The organism is Geobacillus sp. FSL K6-3411 (assembly GCF_037965715.1).
Taxonomy (GTDB): Bacteria; Bacillota; Bacilli; order Bacillales; family Anoxybacillaceae; genus Geobacillus; species Geobacillus thermodenitrificans.
In genome coordinates this window covers 1,015,725-1,034,997 of the sequence record NZ_CP150187.1, presented here as the reverse complement: position 1 = coordinate 1,034,997, position 19,273 = coordinate 1,015,725, and the positions used below count along the sequence as shown (strand labels likewise).

16 protein-coding genes and 4 pseudogenes are annotated in these 19,273 nt (G+C 43.5%); 10 read left to right on the top strand and 10 right to left on the bottom strand.

Annotated elements, in window-relative coordinates:
- Nucleotides 1–57: 57 nt before the first annotated feature.
- The 3 genes and pseudogenes from NSQ22_RS05265 to NSQ22_RS05255 form a co-directional block, all read right to left on the bottom strand.
- Nucleotides 58–438 (bottom strand): DUF6262 family protein, encoded by a 381-nt coding sequence (locus NSQ22_RS05265; protein WP_008881762.1) that lies wholly within the window; start codon nucleotides 436–438, stop codon nucleotides 58–60.
- Nucleotides 431–880: pseudogene (locus NSQ22_RS05260) on the bottom strand (transposase); the annotation flags it as partial. The pseudogene NSQ22_RS05260 and the gene NSQ22_RS05265, both read right to left, overlap by 8 nt.
- 216 nt (nucleotides 881–1,096) lie before the next feature.
- On the bottom strand, nucleotides 1,097–2,332 hold the full coding sequence (locus tag NSQ22_RS05255; protein WP_339264284.1) for an IS256 family transposase: 1,236 nt from the start codon (nucleotides 2,330–2,332) through the stop codon (nucleotides 1,097–1,099).
- A 16-nt stretch (nucleotides 2,333–2,348) separates the two neighbouring features.
- Here NSQ22_RS05255 and NSQ22_RS05250 point away from each other — a divergent pair, with 16 nt between their 5' ends.
- The 4 genes and pseudogenes from NSQ22_RS05250 to NSQ22_RS05235 form a co-directional block, all read left to right on the top strand.
- On the top strand, nucleotides 2,349–2,984 hold the full coding sequence (locus tag NSQ22_RS05250) for a DUF6431 domain-containing protein (RefSeq protein ID WP_339264282.1): 636 nt from the start codon (nucleotides 2,349–2,351) through the stop codon (nucleotides 2,982–2,984).
- A gap of 140 nt (nucleotides 2,985–3,124) precedes the next feature.
- Entirely contained in the window at nucleotides 3,125–4,378 is a 1,254-nt protein-coding gene (locus NSQ22_RS05245) for an IS481 family transposase (protein WP_021292743.1), read from the top strand.
- Nucleotides 4,371–5,171 carry an AAA family ATPase gene (locus tag NSQ22_RS05240; RefSeq protein ID WP_011230382.1) on the top strand — a complete coding sequence of 267 codons (801 nt, stop codon included), beginning with the start codon at nucleotides 4,371–4,373 and terminating at the stop codon, nucleotides 5,169–5,171. Before NSQ22_RS05245 ends, NSQ22_RS05240 begins: the two co-directional genes overlap by 8 nt.
- Before the next feature lie 651 nt (nucleotides 5,172–5,822).
- Nucleotides 5,823–6,923 (top strand): annotated as a pseudogene (locus NSQ22_RS05235) (IS1634 family transposase); the annotation flags it as partial.
- A gap of 158 nt (nucleotides 6,924–7,081) precedes the next feature.
- On the opposite strand, the gene NSQ22_RS05230 reads toward NSQ22_RS05235, so the two are convergent.
- The 3 genes from NSQ22_RS05230 to istA (NSQ22_RS05220) all read right to left on the bottom strand — a co-directional run bounded on the left by NSQ22_RS05230 (nucleotide 7,082) and on the right by istA (NSQ22_RS05220) (nucleotide 10,226).
- Nucleotides 7,082–7,432, bottom strand: coding sequence for a DUF3221 domain-containing protein (locus tag NSQ22_RS05230; protein WP_008881771.1), 351 nt, complete (start codon nucleotides 7,430–7,432; stop codon nucleotides 7,082–7,084).
- 443 nt (nucleotides 7,433–7,875) lie between these two features.
- Entirely contained in the window at nucleotides 7,876–8,640 is a 765-nt protein-coding gene (gene istB / locus NSQ22_RS05225; RefSeq protein WP_081157650.1) for an IS21-like element helper ATPase IstB, read from the bottom strand.
- Nucleotides 8,637–10,226, bottom strand: coding sequence for an IS21 family transposase (gene istA / locus NSQ22_RS05220; protein ID WP_311088183.1), 1,590 nt, complete (start codon nucleotides 10,224–10,226; stop codon nucleotides 8,637–8,639). The genes istB (NSQ22_RS05225) and istA (NSQ22_RS05220) overlap by 4 nt, the downstream gene beginning before the upstream one ends.
- Before the next feature lie 121 nt (nucleotides 10,227–10,347).
- Here istA (NSQ22_RS05220) and istA (NSQ22_RS05215) point away from each other — a divergent pair.
- From istA (NSQ22_RS05215) to NSQ22_RS05205, 3 genes and pseudogenes are all read left to right on the top strand, one after another.
- Nucleotides 10,348–11,355: pseudogene (gene istA, locus NSQ22_RS05215) on the top strand (IS21-like element IS5376 family transposase); the annotation flags it as partial.
- The gene (gene istB / locus NSQ22_RS05210) at nucleotides 11,352–12,107 is read left to right on the top strand and encodes an IS21-like element IS5376 family helper ATPase IstB (protein ID WP_009361858.1); all 756 of its coding nucleotides are present in this window, start codon (nucleotides 11,352–11,354) and stop codon (nucleotides 12,105–12,107) included. The pseudogene istA (NSQ22_RS05215) and the gene istB (NSQ22_RS05210), both read left to right, overlap by 4 nt.
- 411 nt (nucleotides 12,108–12,518) lie before the next feature.
- The gene (locus tag NSQ22_RS05205) at nucleotides 12,519–13,652 is read left to right on the top strand and encodes an IS4-like element IS5377 family transposase (protein ID WP_015375695.1); all 1,134 of its coding nucleotides are present in this window, start codon (nucleotides 12,519–12,521) and stop codon (nucleotides 13,650–13,652) included.
- Nucleotides 13,653–13,963: 311 nt separating this feature from the next.
- Here NSQ22_RS05205 and NSQ22_RS05200 read toward each other — a convergent pair whose 3' ends face one another.
- The 3 genes from NSQ22_RS05200 to NSQ22_RS05190 all read right to left on the bottom strand — a co-directional run bounded on the left by NSQ22_RS05200 (nucleotide 13,964) and on the right by NSQ22_RS05190 (nucleotide 15,108).
- Nucleotides 13,964–14,128, bottom strand: coding sequence for a hypothetical protein (locus NSQ22_RS05200; protein ID WP_015864897.1), 165 nt, complete (start codon nucleotides 14,126–14,128; stop codon nucleotides 13,964–13,966).
- Between the two features lie 114 nt (nucleotides 14,129–14,242).
- Nucleotides 14,243–14,653, bottom strand: coding sequence for a DUF3021 domain-containing protein (locus tag NSQ22_RS05195; RefSeq protein ID WP_015864898.1), 411 nt, complete (start codon nucleotides 14,651–14,653; stop codon nucleotides 14,243–14,245).
- Nucleotides 14,650–15,108: a LytTR family DNA-binding domain-containing protein gene (locus NSQ22_RS05190; protein WP_015864899.1), complete on the bottom strand. Its 459-nt coding sequence runs from the start codon at nucleotides 15,106–15,108 to the stop codon at nucleotides 14,650–14,652. The genes NSQ22_RS05195 and NSQ22_RS05190 overlap by 4 nt, the downstream gene beginning before the upstream one ends.
- A gap of 340 nt (nucleotides 15,109–15,448) precedes the next feature.
- On the opposite strand from NSQ22_RS05190, the gene istA (NSQ22_RS05185) reads away from it, so the two are divergent.
- From istA (NSQ22_RS05185) to NSQ22_RS05175, 3 genes and pseudogenes are all read left to right on the top strand, one after another.
- A complete protein-coding gene (gene istA, locus NSQ22_RS05185) occupies nucleotides 15,449–16,738 on the top strand; it encodes an IS21 family transposase (RefSeq protein WP_108437782.1) in 1,290 nt (429 codons plus the stop codon).
- Nucleotides 16,731–17,488: pseudogene (gene istB / locus NSQ22_RS05180) on the top strand (IS21-like element helper ATPase IstB). The gene istA (NSQ22_RS05185) and the pseudogene istB (NSQ22_RS05180) overlap by 8 nt, the downstream one beginning before the upstream one ends.
- 362 nt (nucleotides 17,489–17,850) lie before the next feature.
- Nucleotides 17,851–18,660 carry a hypothetical protein gene (locus NSQ22_RS05175; protein ID WP_223812827.1) on the top strand — a complete coding sequence of 270 codons (810 nt, stop codon included), beginning with the start codon at nucleotides 17,851–17,853 and terminating at the stop codon, nucleotides 18,658–18,660.
- A 96-nt stretch (nucleotides 18,661–18,756) separates the two neighbouring features.
- Here the strand turns inward: NSQ22_RS05175 and NSQ22_RS05170 are convergent, their stop codons facing one another.
- Entirely contained in the window at nucleotides 18,757–19,128 is a 372-nt protein-coding gene (locus NSQ22_RS05170) for a DUF3888 domain-containing protein (protein ID WP_052510034.1), read from the bottom strand.
- Nucleotides 19,129–19,273: the final 145 nt, after the last annotated feature.

Here is a 19,273-nt window from a genome sequence, read left to right as displayed (position 1 = left end):
AGTTAAGCATACTGCCTCGATAGTTGACCAAGTGATGAGAACACCGTTCTCATCAAACTAAAACTTTTTATAAACCTCTGCGTAAGCTACTTTTAACTGTTCCCGTAATTGCTTGTTTTCGTCTTCTAACTTTTTGATTTTTCGTTTCAACGATTCAATAAGAGCGTCTTTGTTGCTCTCATTCATTTCTCGCTTTATTTGTTTCGCAGTAGGAGCTTGTGCTTGTTGTTGGCGTAAGGTTTCAATACGCTCACGCAGTTCAGGATGGTTGTAAAGTGTCGCTTTCGCTACCCCTGCTTCCTTTGCTACGCTATTAAAATTAATGCTCTCATTGGCTCGTATGAGCCTTTTAATGGCTTTTTCGACTTTTTGATAGGTGAGAGCCTTTCTTGCAGCGTGAATGGCTTTCAATTGTTCTCTACGGTCATAGTTAGCCATTGGAAACACCTTGCTTTCGTTTGATTCGTTCTAATCGCCCAAAGATGATATTTCCTTCTTTAATGGTGCTCAAAATTTTCTCGTAACGTTCTAAATTCTTTTTATTTTTTTCAACCATGTCATGTCTGCCACGTTGTTCCAAAGCTTCTATTGTTTTTGTGGTTGTTTTGATTAATAATTCATACTTTTGTATATCCAACTCAGAAAAACCGATAGCTAAATCTTTACATGGGCTGCCACCGTTACATGTCAGGCATGGTGGTTCTGCCGCAAACGGACATTTTCCATTGATTCTTGCGTGACAAGTTCCATATGGATTATCAATCGCATTCAACTTATGGTCACGCCATAACGTTTCCAAAATATCAGTTGGAATATCTTCATCGGGTTTTACTTCTCGAACCTCACCATTCAAGTCAAAACTAAATAAACCTTGTTTTATCGCTGGTCAAGTCCAAATTATTGTGTAAATTCCCCTTTGATAGACAACATGGACCTGATGACTTGACGTATGGTAGGTAAGACCGGCAAGTCTCCCTGCCGGTCGCCTTCCCGGACAAATGATCATGTTGTCAAGGAACAGGCGTGTCAAGGAGCTTTCGCGGCATATCCTCGCTTCGCTCCGGTATTCCACGTTCTCCTTGACACGGCGTAGAGGTTATCCCACTCTCTTGATCGCCGGAGCCTCCTGATTCACCGATCGGACTCCTTGCTTTTTCGTTTTCCGCCACTTCCAATATTCAGCCATATCCAAGTATTTGCGCCCTGACATCCATTTTTCATCGATTTCGATCAACACGGCACCAACGAGGCGATACACCGATTCCCGGTTCGGAAAGATGCGGATGACCCGTTCTCTGCGACGAATTTCTTCGTTCAGCCGTTCCACTCCGTTGGTCGTGCGCAGACGCCGACGATAACGGTCCGGATAGTCCAATACGGCGGTGGCGTCTTCGAATCCCTCTTCGAGGATTTGCATGGCTTTTGGGGCTTTTTCTTCCCATTTGGCCAGCACTTGTTCCAATAACAGCCGGGCCGTTTGCTTATTTGGAGCATGAAGAATCCCACGAATCTCCTCGAGCAAGGCATCCTGCATATACTTTGGTGCGGCATCGAGGATATTGCGAATAAAATGTGTCTGGCATCGTTGCCATGTAGCGCCTTGGAAATGCTTTTCAATGGCTTGCACCAGCCCACCGTGCTGATCCGAGATGATCAAGTCCACTCCCCGGAGTCCCCGGTCTTTCAGCCATCCGAAGAACTCGCTCCAGCTGGACTCCGATTCACTGTTTCCGATTTGCAGGCCAAGAATTTCTCGATATCCTTCCTCATTCACTCCTGTAGCGATCAACACGGCTCTGGAGCGTACTCGTCCATCCTCCCGGACTTTCGTATAAATAGCATCTACTAGCACAAACGGATACACGTGTTCATGAAGGGAACGGTAATTCCAGTCTTGGATAATCGGATCCAGTCCCTTGCACGGTGAGGAGACCGTGGACTTGGAAAACGAAGTGCCGCATAATTCCTCCGTGATTTGAGTGATTTTTCGGGTAGACACCCCGTTTACCACCATTTCCATTAGTGCCAGTACCAGTGCTTGTTCGCTCCGTTGATACCGTTGGAACAGTTCCGTAGAGAACTCCCCATCTCTTGTCCGTGGAACGCGCAAGGTCAACCGTCCCACCCGGGTCGTCAGCTGGCGTGGATACGAACCGTTTCGATAGCCTTTTCGTTCTTCCGTTCGTTCATAACGGCGAGCTCCCAGCTGTTCTTCTACTTGTGCCTCGAGGATTTGATTGAGGACTTGTTCCAATAGCTTAGCTAATCCCTCATCTCTGGTGAATAACCCGTGCAAAAGTTCATCATTTAGGGTAATATGATATTGAGCCATGGTTGCATTCCTCCTTATGTTTGGTGTTTTTGGTCCACTGTTTATTCTACCAAAGGGGAAGCAACATGGCTCTTTTTCTATTTCCCTTTTTACACAATTATATGGACTTAACTTTGGCATTGACGTCCAAACGTATGCAGAGCGTGGAAAAGAAAACGACTTCCCTCTTCTGAAAAAGTGTCCGCATTGCCGGGCCAAGCGCCCGTTGCACCGCCACGGTTACTATGAGCGAAACGCATTGACCCCACATGGTGATTATCGCATTTGGATTGTCCGGTATCGCTGTCGGGAATGCTTGAAGACGGTGAGTGTGCTGCCTTCCTTTCTCCTCCCGTATTTTCAGTATACGTTGTCCGCCATATGGCAAGTCGTGAAAGAGCAGTTGGGATTGACCGAGGGGACGAACCGGGCTCCGTTTCTCCCGACAAAGGACGGCATCATCTTTTATGTCCGGCGGTTCTGCCGAAACCTATCAAGCCTTCACAGCTTTTTTGCGAGGCGGTGGAGGATCATAGGCCCTATCGTGAAAAAAGAAAAGGAACGGGCTTCCTGGTGGATCCGGACGTTGGAGAAACACGGTCTCTATTCGGTCATCAGAGACATGTGGGAGGACGGATTCCGACACCCTTTTGCGAATCAAATGGGATCCTGATTTTACATACATATCCTAAATTGGAAATAGTTGAGGTTCCCACAAACCTTTCCTATCGACGGAGAAAAAGCGATCCGGTACGATAAGGGCAGACGGACCGGAACGGTCCTGATTCCAAGTGAGACAAGGAGGAGATTCGAATGGATGAGTCGATGAGACACGACATTGCCCTGTTTCGGTACGGGCTAATCGCTCCGTTGGTGAATGGGCAGGTGGAACCGAAGACGTATCTGAAAGAGGTGAGCGAGCGAGTGCACCATGTTCCCCACCAGGGCGACAAACGAATCGCAGCCAAGACGATCCTCGATTGGTGCACCCGATACAAAAAAGGGGGCTTTGACGCCTTAAAGCCGAAGCGCCGTTCGGACCGCGGCCACTCAAGGCGTCTGTCGCCCGATGATGAGGATCATATTTTAGCCCTAAGAAAAGAACATCCCACCATGCCCGTGACGGTGTTCTACGAACACCTGATCGAGCAGGGGGAAATCCCAGAAAATCATACCTCTTACTTTACTATATACCGATTGTTGAAAAAACACAACCTTGTCGGGAAAGAAATCTTGCCCATGCCGGAGCGAAAGCGCTTTGCGTATGACCAGATCAATGAGCTTTGGCAAGGGGACTTATCCCATGGACCAACGATTCGAGTCAATGGGAAAGCCCAGAAAACGTTTTTGATCGCCTATATCGATGACTGCTCGCGGTTTGTGCCGTACGCGCAGTTTTTCCCTTCGGAGAAGTTTGACGGGCTGCGGATCGTCACGAAGGAAGCGGTGCTTCGTTGCGGGAAGCCGAAGCGCATTTACTCGGACAACGGGAAAATTTATCGATCCGAGGTGCTGCAGTATGCGTGCGCCGAGATGGGAATTACGCTCATCCACACCCAGCCGTATGACCCGCAAAGCAAAGGGAAAATCGAACGGTTCTTCCGCACCGTACAGACGCGGTTTTATCCGCTGCTGGAGTTGGATCCCCCGAAGTCGCTCGAAGAGCTGAACGAGCGCTTTTGGAGGTGGCTTGAAGAGGAGTATCATCGAAAACCGCACGCCTCGCTGGACGGAAAAACGCCGCATGAGGTGTTTCAATCGCAAGTGCATCTCGTGTCGTTCATCGAAGATAGCGATTGGCTGGATGCGATTTTTCTGAAGCGGGAGCACCGCAAGGTCAAAGCCGATGGAACGATCACCTTGAACAAGCAGCTGTATGAAGTGCCGCCCCGGTTCATTGGGCAATCGATTGAACTCCGCTATGACGAACGGGGCGTCTATGTGTACGAAGATGGAAGGAAGGTGGCGGAGGCCGTTCGGGTTCGTTTGGAGGACAACGCCTATGTAAAACGCCATCGGTCCCCGTTTGCGGCGATTCCGGCGAAGGAGGGAGAACACGGTGTATAAATCGTTTTACTCCCTTTCGCGGGAGCCGTTTGCGAAAGAAACAGACCCGTCCGAGGCGTATCAAGGGGCGCCGTTTCAGGAAGCGTTGCGGGCGCTGGAGTACGTGAAACGAACCCGGGGGATCGGGCTGTTAATCGGAGAGCCAGGGGCGGGCAAGACGTTCGCCCTTCGGGCGCTGAAAGAGTCATTGAATCCATCATTGTATCATGTCGTCTACTTTCCGTTATCCACCGGAGGCGTGATGGATTTTTACCGTGGTTTGGCCTTGGGATTAGGAGAGGAACCGAAGTACCGCAAGGTAGACCTCTTCCGCCAAATCCAGCAGGCGATCGAGCGATTGTATCATGAACGGCGGATCACGCCGGTGTTCATTTTGGACGAGATGCATTTAGCGAAGGATGCATTTTTACAGGACATCGCGATCTTGTTCAACTTTGAGATGGATTCGACCAACCCATTTGTCTTGATTTTGGCCGGGCTGCCCCATTTACAGGGGAAGCTGCGGCTCAATCAGCACCGCCCTCTCGACCAGCGGATCATCATGCGATACCGGATGGGGCCGCTGGAGAAGGAAGAGGTGGCGGGCTACATCAAGCATCGGATGAAACAGGCCGGGGCGAAGCACCCGATCTTCACCCCATCGGCGTTAGAGGCGATTGCCCTGCAGTCGCGGGGATGGCCTCGGGTGATCAACACGTTGGCCACGACGTGCCTGTTATACGGGTATCAGCTGAAAAAGGACGCCATTGACGAAGAAGTGGTGCGCATGGCCGCAGAGGAAATGGGGTATTAGCATGAAAGGGGCCGAATCGGCCTCTTTTGTGCTTTTTCTTTTCCATCGGTCCATCAGGCGCGCTGGAAATCTTCATCTGAAAGAGCGTGCAAACGTTCCGAAAGAATGTGCAAAATCCGGAACCCGAGTTCGACAGTTTGAGGCCCATTTTAGGCAAATGAAAATGCCAGAAATGCCGTTATATCAAGGGTTTAGCGGTGGTTAACCTAGGAAAAAACGCCGAATTTCATAGGCACACGCTTTATAATTTAATCCTTTTAATATAAAGTTTTTTTGTTTATAATATAGACATGTACATTCGATGGGTAACCGTGGTTACTGTCAATGTACCATCAATTGGAGGATTGCATCTATGCTCACGTGCTTCTCCACGGTCTAATCCTCCTCTTGATCCGAATCGAGAGTAAAATCGTGGCCGAAAGTAAGAGACAAATGTCAGCGCTCCACGTTAGGACATTTTTCTTCAAAATATCGTGACCTCTATCAGTGTACAAAGATCACGACCAAACAAAGGAAAACCTCTGTGGCTCTAGGGCTGGAGCCTCCTCTGAAGATCCTAGACATTCATCCTCGCTCCTAGATACACGCTAGAAGTATGCCCAATTGCCTCTCAGCCCTTCTGTATCAAGGGCTGGGAGGCGATTTGTTTGCCTAGTCACTGTCGAACTCGGGATTTACTTTGATACGACTTCGTCGTACTTCGAAGTGGATCCATCCGAAACACCAGAAGGAGAATCGCTTCGAAAGCAGGGGTTTTCCAAAGATAAGCGTCCCGATTTGGTCCAAATCGTCATTGGACTGGCCGTTACCCGGGAAGGAGTCCCCATTCGCGCTTGGGTATGGCCTGGCAATACGATGGATATGACGGTCATCAAACAGGTGAAACAAGACTTGATTGGCTGGAAGCTTGGGCGTGTGATCAGCGTGATGGACCGCGGATTTTCGTCTGAAGAGAATTTGCGAATCTTGCAACAGGCCGGGGGACACTACATTGTCGGCGAAAAAATGCGGTCCGGCAAAGCCGCCGTCGAAGAGGCCCTAAACCGTCGCGGGCGCTACCAACAAGTTCGCGAGAACTTGCATATCAAAGAAATCATCGTGGGCGACGGAGAAGCGCGTCAGCGCTATGTTCTCGTGTACAATCCCAGCGAAGCCGAACGCCAACGCAAGGAACGGGAAAAGCTGCTCGAATCGCTGAAAGAGGAGTTGGAGGGGCTTCGCCAACTCCCCAATGAAGCTCATCATAAGGCCACCTGCCGGCTGCGTTCCCATCCGTCCTACGGAAAATACTTGCGTCAATTGAAGGATGGAACGCTTCGCATCGACAAGCAAGCGGTTCGTGAAGCGGAAACGTACGATGGCAAATATCTCATCCGAACCTCCGATGACACCTTGTCTGCCGAGGATGTCGCGCTCGGGTATAAGCAACTGGTGGATATCGAGCAGGCCTTTCGGACGTTGAAATCAACACTCGAGCTGCGCCCCATGTATCATCGCTTGGAAGACCGTATCCGGGCGCATGTGCTGCTCAGTTGGCTGGCTCTCTTGCTGGTTCGGATCGTGGAGATCCGAACTCATGAATCGTGGCCGAAAGTAAGAGACGAATGCGAGCGTCTCATGCTTGGACATTTTTCTTCAAAAAACGGCGACCTTTATCAACGAACCGAACTGACGGCCAAACAAGCGCTATTCCTTGCGGCTCTAGGGCTGGAACCTCCTCCAAAGATTCTAGGCATCCACCCTCGCACCTAGATACACGCCCGAAGTGTGCCCAAATGCCTCCGATCCCTTTTGTATCAAGGGGCGAGAGGCATTTTGTTTGCCTAGTGACTGTCGAACTCGGGTTATGAATTTTTCAAAGTTATTATAACCAAATAGTTCATATATTTCAATTATTTTGAAAATTATAATTACATAGGTTCAATCTTTATAACTTCGACTTTGCCCGGATACGATTCTAAAATCTCTGAATACCACACTTTTACTTTTTGTCCATTTTCTATTCCCCTCAAAGTACCAAACCCCTTAATTAATAACTTACTCATATTATATTTTCTTCTTAATTCCTGTATTGTTAATTTGTTTGCGTCTTCCTGAACAAAATCTGGATCTTCAACTAAATATACTTCCCCTTCTTTCATAATTATAAAACCTTCCAAAGTAGCTTCTTGATTAAGAGATTGGTTAGTTCTATATTCGCTAAAGAAAAATAATAATAATATAAGACCTAAAATAGTACTCACTAAAATATATCTTTCCATACGCTTGCCTCCTAGCTTTTATATTTTGTGTTATATAATGGTCTATCTTCTATAGATCCATAGTTTTCCCTTCCCAAGATAACAGAGCATTTTATAGTAATACATATTCAGCATATTCAGTGAGCCCAATTCCTAGGTATTTCCCAAAGGATGTCATTATCTTCTCCAATGACATCGTTATTCGCTACCACGACCATTGCGGAGATAATCATAAAGTAACAAATAAAAATTTTGGAGGGGGGTTCGGTTCTGGGAGTAGCTGGCTAAATACCTCTAATTTGAATTTCAAGAGCAACTGTTCTGTTAATCGGTGGTTTTTCAATAATAATGGTTATTGCAATTATCACCGTAATTTCCCTTTGGAATTCCTCTGGATTTTCACTCATTTTATACTGTTCTCAATTGCATGTAACCGTCAAGTAAAATTGAACACTTTTTGCTCATTAATTTTGAACAGTTTCATCGCTGAAAATGGAAATTCTATGCTTCATGCGATAGCTGTCTCCGTTTAAATGAATCACCTCTGCCCGATGAATAATTCTATCTAATACGGCTGTAGTGATCGCTGGATCCCCCAGTAGTTCTCCCCATTCACTTGGTCCCTTGTTGGACGTTAAAATAATGGATGATTGATTGTACAAGTCATTGATCAAATGGAAAAACAAATTGGCTTCTCGTTGATCCATCGCCATAAACATGAGATCATCGATAATCACGAGGTTGGATTCTCTTAGACGCTGAAGACGAATTCGAGATTTGCGAGTGATTTCTTCTGTTTTTAACGCTTGAATCAACTCTCCCATGGTAATAAACGTCACTTTATACCCTTGATCAATCGCCTCCATCCCAAGTCCAATCGCTAAATGGGTTTTCCCTACACCTGGCGGTCCTAATAAAATTAAGTTAAAAAGTTGGTCTAACCATGCGAGTTCCCGCAATTGATGAAATTGCCGTTTTGTCAGTGATGGCTGTTCATCCAGCTGAAACTCGTCCAATGTCTTGTAATACGGGAAAGCTGCCCATTTTAGACGCCTTTCCCGTGCTTTTTTCTCCCGACAATCTTGTTCATACTGTAATACTATGGACAAAAAACGAAGATAGGTCATCTCGTTTGTTTCTGCTTGTTTCACTAGTACAGGCAGGTGAAAAGCCGTTTCTGTCAAACGCAACGTTCGCAATAACTCTTGTACTTTCGCCAGCTGGCTCATTTCGTTCTTCCCTCCAAAATCTCAATATATTCTTCGATGCTTCTGACAGCTGGTTGAGCTTCCAAAACCGAAAGGTTCCCCTCACGTAATGGTTGAATTCGGTTCACTGAAACGACTTTGTCGGAAGTGTTCCATCTATGTTGTCGTTGTAAGTAACCGACCATATCTGTAAATGCAGAGGCGCTATACAACTGTAATTCCATACATTTTTGCAGCGCTTGGCTGCACAGAGAGAGTGGAGATTGAGCCAGCTGCTTTTGAATGAGCTGTAATTGATCCCGTATATATCGTGGATAGTTTTTTCGTATACGTTCGAGATACTCCTTGGCCGCATCCGGATTTTCAAATTCATGGGCAATCCTCTCGAGATACACATCGATCCCTTTCGCTCGATCACGCAGATGATTCCGGTTTTGAATGAGTTTCCCTTTGCCGTGAGTGATCGGGTGTTTCCCTAAGTATTCCCCGGTTTCCAAATCATAGATCAGGAGTTCTTGTTCTGCCTCTTGAATGACGATTTGCACCGTTTTCCCAAACGATGTATAGGTTCCGCACGGAACCGTGTATCGATTGGATTTGTACAGAATGGTATTGTCCTTTCTCACCGTCCTTGTTATACTGTTGGTAAGGTTTGTTTTGGGGACACCAGTCACGTCCAATGATGGAGAGATCGGTCGTAAGTGTGCTTTTTCGAGTTCGAACACATCGGCCGGTCTCTTTTTTGTCGTATTATGAACTCTGCCGTTTCCTGTTCGGCGCAGCCAATTCCATCCTTGTTCATTCCATGCATCGATAGTAGTAAAGATCCGATGTTTGGCAAAGTTATGTTTGATAAATCCTACGACGTTTTCGATTTTCCCCTTACTTTCCGGATCTGCCTTTCGACATACATGAAGAGTCAAGTTTCGTTGTCTCCGATAGGCTTCAAATTCGGCCGTGAGAATGAGATCCCCGGCATTTTCGCTGACCACAATCAGGTTGTCCTGATCGTAAACCAGTTCGTTTGGGATTCCCCCAAACCATTGGAACGCATTCTCGTGCGCTTGGATGACATCTCTCGTCGTAAAAGGACGATTCAGCCACTCCATGTATTTATAACGGGAGTGCGAAAGAACAAAGGCGATAAAATATAACACGATATCCTTTCCTTGTTGATTTTTTACTTTGACTTTTCCAAAATCGACTTGCGCTTGGTGACCCATTGGTGGATCTGGCACTGCTTGATATTGGCGGACAGAAGTTTCTTTTGGGATGTTCCACTCCTCTCGTAAATTCCTCACATAGCTGCGGACCGTACTTTCTCCCACACGGAGATCGGGATATTGTTCCTCCAGCCAATCTTGTACTTGAGACGCTGATAGATCTGGATGCTTCTGAATCCAATGTAAAATAATCTCTCGGTAAGGGTCTAACTTTTTTCTTCGCTGCTTCGTAGAAGCCAGCCATATCGTCATTTCCTCTGGTGAACGTTTTAAATAGTTATATAATGTCGTTCTGGATATGTTTAATTTTTTAGCGATAGTGGCTTTACTAAATCCTTGCTTTAAGAGCTGATAAATTTCCATGTACACTTCCCACTTATCCACCTTTCCATCCCTCCAACAGCTAGATAGCATTCAACATCTATCATAGCTGTTCGGAGTAAAATTGGTAAATGAGTGTTCAATTTTATTTGTCGGATTCTGTCCATTTTAGTTTAGCAGTTACAGGATGTTAGAAGATGGGGTGTTTAATAGCGAAAAGTTGTTTTTTGAAATTCGACAACAGGGCTATACGGGAGGAAAGACGATTTTAAAAGACTATATGAAACCTTTCCGAGAGACGGCCAAAAAGAAATACACCGTTCGCTATGAAACGCTTCCTGGCGAACAAATGCAAGTCGATTGGAAAGAAGTTGGGGAGGTCGTGATCGAAGGGAGAAAAGTCAAGTTATCGCTATTTGTGGCCACGTTAGGCTATTCGCGGATGAAATACGCGGTATTTACGACCAGCCAGGACCAGGAGCACTTAATGGAATGCCTGATTCAGAGCTTCAAGTACTTTGGTGGGGTTCCGAAGAAGGTGTTATTTGACAATATGAAGACCGTTACAGACGGGCGAGAACAAGGAGTGGTGAAATGGAATCAGCGATTTTCTGAATTTGCGAGTTACTACGGATTTATTCCAAAAGTATGCCGGCCCTACCGGGCCCAGACAAAGGGAAAAGTCGAACGAGCCATTCAGTATATTATGGATCACTTCTATGTAGGAACATCGTTTGAAAGCATCGAAGAATTAAATTTCCTTTTACATCATTGGCTCGATCAAGTGGCGAATCGGAAGCCAAACGCCACTACCGGTATTTCTCCGCAAGAGCGTTGGGCCGAGGAGTCACTCAAACCTCTCCCGTTGAAAGATTACGATACGAGCTATCTTTCCTATCGGAAAGTGCATTGGGATGGCAGTTTCTCGTATAAAGGGGAGCAATGGCTCTTATCGGCGGAGTATGCGGGCAAAGAAATTCTGGTGAAGGAGCGATTAAATGGAGATATTCGATTGTACTTTCGAGGGAAGGAGATTTCTCACGTGGACCAACAGAAAAAAGTGATTTCATTCGCTGAAAAAATAAAAAAGAAACAGACAGAAATGGCCGCCACCATTTCGCCTGTTTCGATGGAAGTGGATACTCGTCCATTGTCCGTTTATGACGCATTCCTGCGAGGGGAAAGCTCATGAAAGAACGCATACACGAGTATTGCCACCAACTCCATTTGCCTGTCATGGCGGAGCGATGGTCCGCCATGGCAGAATACGCCTCTACTCATAATATATCATATTCAGAGTTTTTATTCCGCTTATTAGAGGCAGAAATCGTCGAAAAACAGGCACGATCGATCCAAACGCTCATCAAGCTGTCCAAACTGCCGTATCGCAAGACGATCGATACGTTTGATTTTACCGCGCAGCCTTCGGTGGATGAGCGCCGGATTCGAGAGCTGCTTACGTTGTCCTTTATTGACCGGAAAGAAAATATCCTCTTTCTCGGTCCACCGGGGATTGGAAAGACACATCTGGCAATTTCGATTGGAATGGAGGCGATCGCAAGAGGGTATAAAACGTATTTTATTACCGCTCACGATTTGGTCAATCAGTTAAGAAGAGCCGACCAGGAAGGAAAGTTGGAGAAAAAGCTTCGTGTCTTTGTGAAGCCAACCGTTCTCATTATTGATGAAATGGGGTACCTAAAACTGGACCCGAACAGCGCTCATTACTTATTTCAAGTGATCGCTCGTCGGTACGAGCATGCCCCGATTATCCTCACCTCCAACAAAAGCTTCGGGGAATGGGGAGAAATCGTGGGAGACTCGGTTTTGGCGACAGCGATGTTAGATCGATTACTGCATCATTCCATCATTTTCAACCTAAAGGGGGAAAGCTATCGATTACGGGAAAAGAGGATCCAACAAGAAAAACAGAAGGATCAATGAAAGGTCCTTCTGGGGAATTTTAAACCGGCGATTTTGGGGAAAAAATAATCGGCCTTGACATTTGAATCGATTCCGCACGCGAACAGAAGCGAAACAAGCAATTTTTGAGTACATCTAATGCTTTTACAACCACAAAAGAAATCATTCAATTCTTAGCTATGTATCGCCATGTGAATTTGAATTTGCATATTACTCTAACCAGGGAAAAGTAGCTGCATAAATTCAGCTACAGATATTTCTCTCTGTTTAACGTGTCCGTTTTCTTGACATAACAACAAGAGTGACTATTAAAAAAGTTATTATCTTATCAGGCGTGTTGATTATCCAATAAAATCCAAAGGGTATAGAAAAAAGAGCACCTTTCCTGTAGAATGTGAGTAGCGACACAAACAAACCCAGGAGGTGCTCTCTATGAACAAGCATACCACACTCCCGAATTTGATGCAAAAACTTGTTTCGGATGAAGAGATTCAACTGATTGCCGAAGCGGTTGGGTATCGTGATTCGTCTCGAACCTTTACGTTGCGCGAGTTGATTCACTTCTTCCTGCTGGCCGCCATGCATCAATGGAAAAGCTTTCGCCACGGAGCCGATGTGGGGCCTCTGTATGGATTGCCGCGATTCCATTATTCAACTGTATCCAAGAAAGCGAAAGAAGTTCCCTATGACATCATGAAACGCTTGTTGGCGTTGATCATTTCCAAGTGCAACCGCCAAACCCGCCGTTCGCTTCGGTTTCCCAAACCGCTTCGGGTGGTGGATTCGACGACCGTCACGGTCGGGAAAAACCGCCTGCCATGGGCGCCGTATCACGGCGAACGCGCCGGAGTGAAGCTGCACGTCGCGTATTCGCCGGAATCCTCGTTGCCGGCAGACGTGGTGGAAACCATCGGACTGCGTCATGATGGCCCGGTGGGAGAACAGTTGACGAACGCTCAACAAGTGCTGGTGGAAGACCGGGCGTATTTCAAAATCGAACGCCTCGATCGATTTGTGGAGCAGCATCAGCTCTTTGTCATTCGGATGAAGGACAACATCGAACTTCATCAGAAAAAAAGCTTGAAACGCCTTTCCAGCACATCCTCATCGGTTCAAGCCGACTTCACGTGCCAGTTGGGGACGAAACAATGCCGCTCCACCAAGCGTCACCGGGTGGTGATCTTTCGAGATGCGAATGGCCGCGACATTCGGGTCGTGACGAACCTCTTCCATGCGTCTGCGGAAACCATTGCCGACATGTACCAACAACGTTGGACTGTTGAGGTCTTTTTCCGTTGGGTGAAGCAATATCTGAATGTCCCGACCTTGTTTGGCACGACGGAAAATGCGGTATACAACCAACTGTTTGCGGCGTTCATCGCGTATGTGTTGCTGCGATGGCTGTATGATCAAACCAAAAAACAGACGAACGTCTCTCTTTCCTTCATTTCGTTCGTTCGCCGTTTTTTCTCTGGGCAGCTTCCTCTCGATTGGAAATCCGGGATGGCCGCTGCTTTGTTTGAGTATGCCCAAATTTATGGAAGGCGTATGTATAATTTTGGATAATCAACACTCGTGTCGATACATATTGTTTTTGAAGTTTGGCTCGATCTGTTGTAAAATGAAAGTGCTCTTGCATGTGAATTCTCCTTTTAAATGTTTGGTCGCACTTTCATTTTAAGGAGATCCTCATGCAAGGGCTATTTTTATGCTTGTCTGATTTTATCTAGCACCACGGGTTAAAATAATATAAATATACGAGTTTAGTATAAATGAAAGCAAAATGATTTAATATTGTAAAATATATAACATTAATGTAATAAATTTCATAATGAACAAAAAAAGAAAAGCCTAGGCAATTAGCTTAGGCTTGCTCGTCAATAGTCGTCCTCTTCTAAATATTTACGTTTTGCTTTTATTATCAAATGCTCTTTGGAATAATACAGGTCGTACATCTTATCAAGCAATTTCCAACGTTCTTCATTGCTCATTTTTTGGATCGCTTCCAAAATTTCATCTGCAGTCATTTGCTTGTTTGCCATTGTTCATTTCAACTCCTCTCCTATTTCACTTTTATTATTAATGTTTTTTTATCCGCATCAGCAAACAAAGGACCAAACTGTGAAAATCCGATCCTGACTGAAGGGGATATTTATTTATATTTTCTCTAAATCTTCATTCATTTGATTTGCTAAGTTTTTGAAATATAAATAGTAGCAACCCCATATAACTAAATAGACTACAATAAATATAGCTGCTGAAATAAGGATGTTTTTCAAATCAAACGGGATCCACCCAATTCCCAAGGACAGGATAAAATATAAAACAATTACTGTAACAAAGTGCAATGCCGTTTGTTGCGACAGACGGAGCGATTCTAATTCAAAATAAAGCGAAGATACGGCAAAAAACCATCCACAAAATATGCTCCCAAATGAGTTTTTTATAAATTCTTCACCATTAATGACAGGGAAATGACCGAAATAGATGATAGAGCTAGTTACCACTACTGCGATAAAGGAACCGATCAATATCCCGATGATGCTTCTGTATAAGAATTTTTTCATTCTTTTTTCCCCCTATTCATTTTTAATGCTTTTTTGATGGCATGAACATAACGTCGAGAAACGTACTCTTTCACTCCTGATTTAAAATAAACGCATAGAGTGCCATTGAACGATGCTTCAAACCGGCTCAACTCATAGAGATTTACAATGACCGACTTAGAAATGCGAACAAACTTGTTAGAGGGAAGCAATTTTTCGAGCTCATACAGCTTTTCCTTCAATTTAAATGTTCCCTCGGCTGTCACCGCCTCGATGCTATCCCCATGAGCACGAAAAAAATGGATCTCATTTGGCTTTAATATATAATGCATATCACCATTTTTTCCGACAATAAATTCCGTCTCCATCCCTTTTAAAAAATCAAGAATTTCTTTAATCGTGTCATCTACTTCCTTACAGTGAATGGTCACGATTGTCTCATCGTAATCGCTGTCAATATCCAAAGACACTTTCATTCTGCCCGCCTCCTTTACATTCATCTTTTTTATTAAATTGTATTCGTTATGCTAGCTGTTGTCTTCATGATAAAGGTAAAAGGTTGTTTTTCCATCCCATCCGGCAAAAATCGTCCCTTGAAATGCATACGATACATGAACCTCTCCCACCTCGGCGCTATACCGAAACTTCGATAAAACTGGACGATCTGGCCCAAAAAGACCACCTAGCACGGCGATTGATTTTTTCCTTTATTTACGACATAGTGTATAAATGCTAGTTTAAGAATGTACAAAAGTGATTGGATAAGAATGTACAATTTTGATTTTAACATGCATACTGATTTCGAGGTGAAATGGTGTGCATGTAAATTTGAAAATCACAACAGAGATTGAAATTCATAGTTTATCAGATTTGCCAAAATTTAAAACCCTTATGGAGAGTTTGGGAATGAAAATTAATAAGAGTCAATTAGCACGAGATCTCAATGTAGATAGGAGGACGATTGATAAATATTTGAATGGTCTTATCCCAAAAAAGACACGAAAAAGAGGGTCTAAGATTGATAAATACTACGATGTGATTTCTCAATTGCTTTCAAAAGAATCGAAACAAATTTTTTATTATAAACGGGTTCTTTGGCAGTACTTGAAAGACAATCACGGCTTAGAATGTTCCCAATCAGCCTTTCGGGCCTATATTTCTCGGAAACCAGAGTTTCAAGCATATTTTTCTGAGGGTAAACGGACAAAACCGGTTGGTCAGGTCGTTCGTTATGAAACGGAACCTGGAGAACAAGCGCAATTTGATTGGAAAGAAAATATTCGATACGTAACGAAAGAAGGGGAAATATTAAACGTTAATATAGGGGTATTTCTTCTGTCTCATTCACGATTTCGAACTTTTTTATTAACACTTTCAAAATCGCAGAGTGTGTTGATGTCCTTTTTGATGGAGACGTTTGAAAAGATTGGAGGCGTGCCGAAAACCATTGTCTTTGACAATATGAAGACCGTCATGGATGAAGCGAGAACGGAGTATTCGAAAGGGGTGGTCAATGAACGGTTTGATCAATTTGCCAAAGATTGCGGATTTGACATTCATCCGTGTAAAGCCGGTAGGCCTTATACCAAAGGGAAAGTGGAAGCCACGATGAAGCTAATCGATGAAATTCATGCCTATCAAGGTCAATTTTCATATGAGGAACTTCAGAATTTTGTTCAATCCCTTTGTGAACGGATCAATCATAGCTATCATCAAGGAACGGGAAAAATCCCTATCTTAGCCTTTGAACAAGAAAAGAATCTCTTACAACCCCTGCCAAGGAATGAAATAAGAGATTCTTACAAAATCAAACATACACTTGTAAAAGTCAATTCAGCGGGAATGGTTACCTATAAAGGGAATCAATATTCCGTCCCTGCTGAATACAAAGGAAAAACAGTTGGATTACAAGTGTATGATGACCATATTTACGTTTATTATAACATGCATTTGATTACTCAACATAGGATTAGTTCAATAAAACTGAATTATAAACAAGAACATTACATCGAAACCTTGTCGAGGGGATTACCTCATCACCCGGATATTGATGAGCTAGCCAAGAAGAATTTACTTGCGATTCATGAGGTGTATAAAAATGAATAGTAGTTATCAACAATTAATTCAAAACTTAGAGTATCTCAAGTTAAAACAAATGATTTGTCACCTGAATGAAACCATTGATTTTAGTACGAAAAATCAGCTGTCGTTCGTTGATACACTAGTAAAATTAACGAATTATGAAATTGATATGCGTGAAAGAAATATGATTAACTCGATGGTTAAGGTGGGGGCTTTCCCTCACCTAAAGGAATTAAAAGATTTCGATTTTGACTTTCAGCCTTCAATCAATAAACAACAGATTCTAGATTTTACGACATTACGGTTTATTGAAGAGAATGAAAATATTGTTTTTTTAGGTCCAAGTGGCGTTGGAAAAACCCACTTGGCGACTGCGATTGGAATCGCAGCTGCCAAAAAGCGGACAAGTACGTATTTCATTAAATGTCACGAACTGATTTTACAATTGAAGAAAGCGAAAATGGAAAATCGTTTAGACAATCGTTTAAAACATTATGGAAAATACAAGCTATTAATCATTGATGAGATTGGCTATTTGCCGATTGACAGAGAAGATGCAAAATTGTTTTTCCAGTTGATTGATTTACGGTATGAAAAGAAAAGCACGATATTTACTACCAATGCCAATTTTAAGGATTGGGGGAGGTATTTCAAGATTCAAAGCTAGCCAATGCCATCCTAGATCGTATTTTACATCACGCGACCGTGATTAATATTGTAGGGGATTCATATCGAATAAAAAATCACTTAGAAAGAGAAAAAGAAAACGAGTAAAAATGTACATTCTTAAACAGTCAAAAGTGTACATGTTTATCTTGACATTTACACATAGTGAAAGATCTCTACTACCCGTGGTGCTAGTTGAGCTTTAGCGCTCAACTAGCACTACGGGTTAATATTATATTAAGAACAAAATGTAAAGTGTTCTTTACATTTTGGGCTAATTTTTTTAATAATAATTTCATCAAAGTCAACAAGCTGTAAAGACCGGAGCAATCCGGTCTTTTTATTTTTGTCTCCCCCCTCTTCCTTCTTATCTCCTTCTTTTCCCGGTTTCCGCTTGACTTTTTTAACAAAATATAAGAACATATATTCGTAAATGGAACATATGTTCCTAAAAGGAGGTCCTTGCGTCGATGTTGCTTGATATTTCTTGTCTGCCAAAAAATAAAATTTTATGTATCGATATGAAGAGCTTCTATGCCAGCTGCGAATGCGTCGATCATGGACTGGATCCTCTTGAAGATTATGTTGTCGTTGTTTCTGATAAAAATCGGAGCGGGAGCGTGGTTCTGGCCGCGTCTCCAAAAATGAAGCAAGATTACGGAATCAGAACAGGAAGCCGTCTATATGAAGTGCCTTGCCGTCGCCATATCCATATTTTTAACGCTCGCATGAAGCGATATTTAGAAATCAGTGTGCAAATTACAGAACTGTTTTCTACCTTTGTCCCTTTTGAAGCGATTCTCACATACAGCGTTGATGAGAGCTGGATAACCCTAGACGGTACGGAAAAACTACATGGATCTCCCAAGGAAGCAGCGCAAAAAATACGAAGCGCGATCTGGAATCAATTCGGTCTGCCATCTTGCATTGGTATCGGCCCGAACCGTTTCATCAGCAAAGTCGTGCTTGATGTATACGCAAAAAAACAAGGCATCGCGGAATGTACATATGAAGAAGTACCGAAAAAGTTATGGCCGGTTCCGTTACGGGAAGTCTGGGGTATTGGCAGCCGAATGGAGAAACATCTGAACAATATGGGAATGTATACGCTTGGAGACGTGGCAAACAGTTCTTTGGATCGTCTACGAAAGCGATTTGGGGTAATAGGGGAGCAACTTTACTACCATGCTTGGGGAGTTGACTTAAGCCCTCCTTTTATCGACGCAAGGACCTTTCCTCAAAAAAGTTTATCAAGACCTAAATTAAAGAAATATAAGTAAATAAAAGGACATTACATATTGTATATGACTAATATGTAATGTCCTTTCTTATTCAACTAAAGCATCCCGTTAGCTTAAACAAAACGATTTCAAAAATCATCCTTCAACCTTAGTTACAGTAACCCTATCTAACTTTACATCAAAAGTTAGAATGACTGGACCTTCTGGTGGATTATGAGGACCTGTATAAGTATCATATTTAACCTTTATTGTAAAGTCATATTGAGAATATCCTTCAGTTTTCCGATTCACTTCTAATATTTCTGCATTCCATAACCCATAACTGCGAGATGGGTACTTGTTGTTTATTGCTTTCCTCGCATATGGGTCTAATAAAACTAACAAAGCATCATAAAAATCAGTATGTTTTTCCTCGCCAGTAATATTAGTCTTTGCTACAACTTGGTAGGACAATGATAAATTCCAGAATAATAAACATATAACAAGTGAAATTAGAATCCGTTTCATATAAAAAGCTACCTCCTTTTTTAGATAGCCTCCCCTAAAAAAGATGATTTATTTTGGTTAATTCGCCTTCAAAATCTTCTAAATATAATAAATTCTCCTTCAACTAACTTGACCGTTAGTTGAAGAAGAAAGGAAACAATGTTCC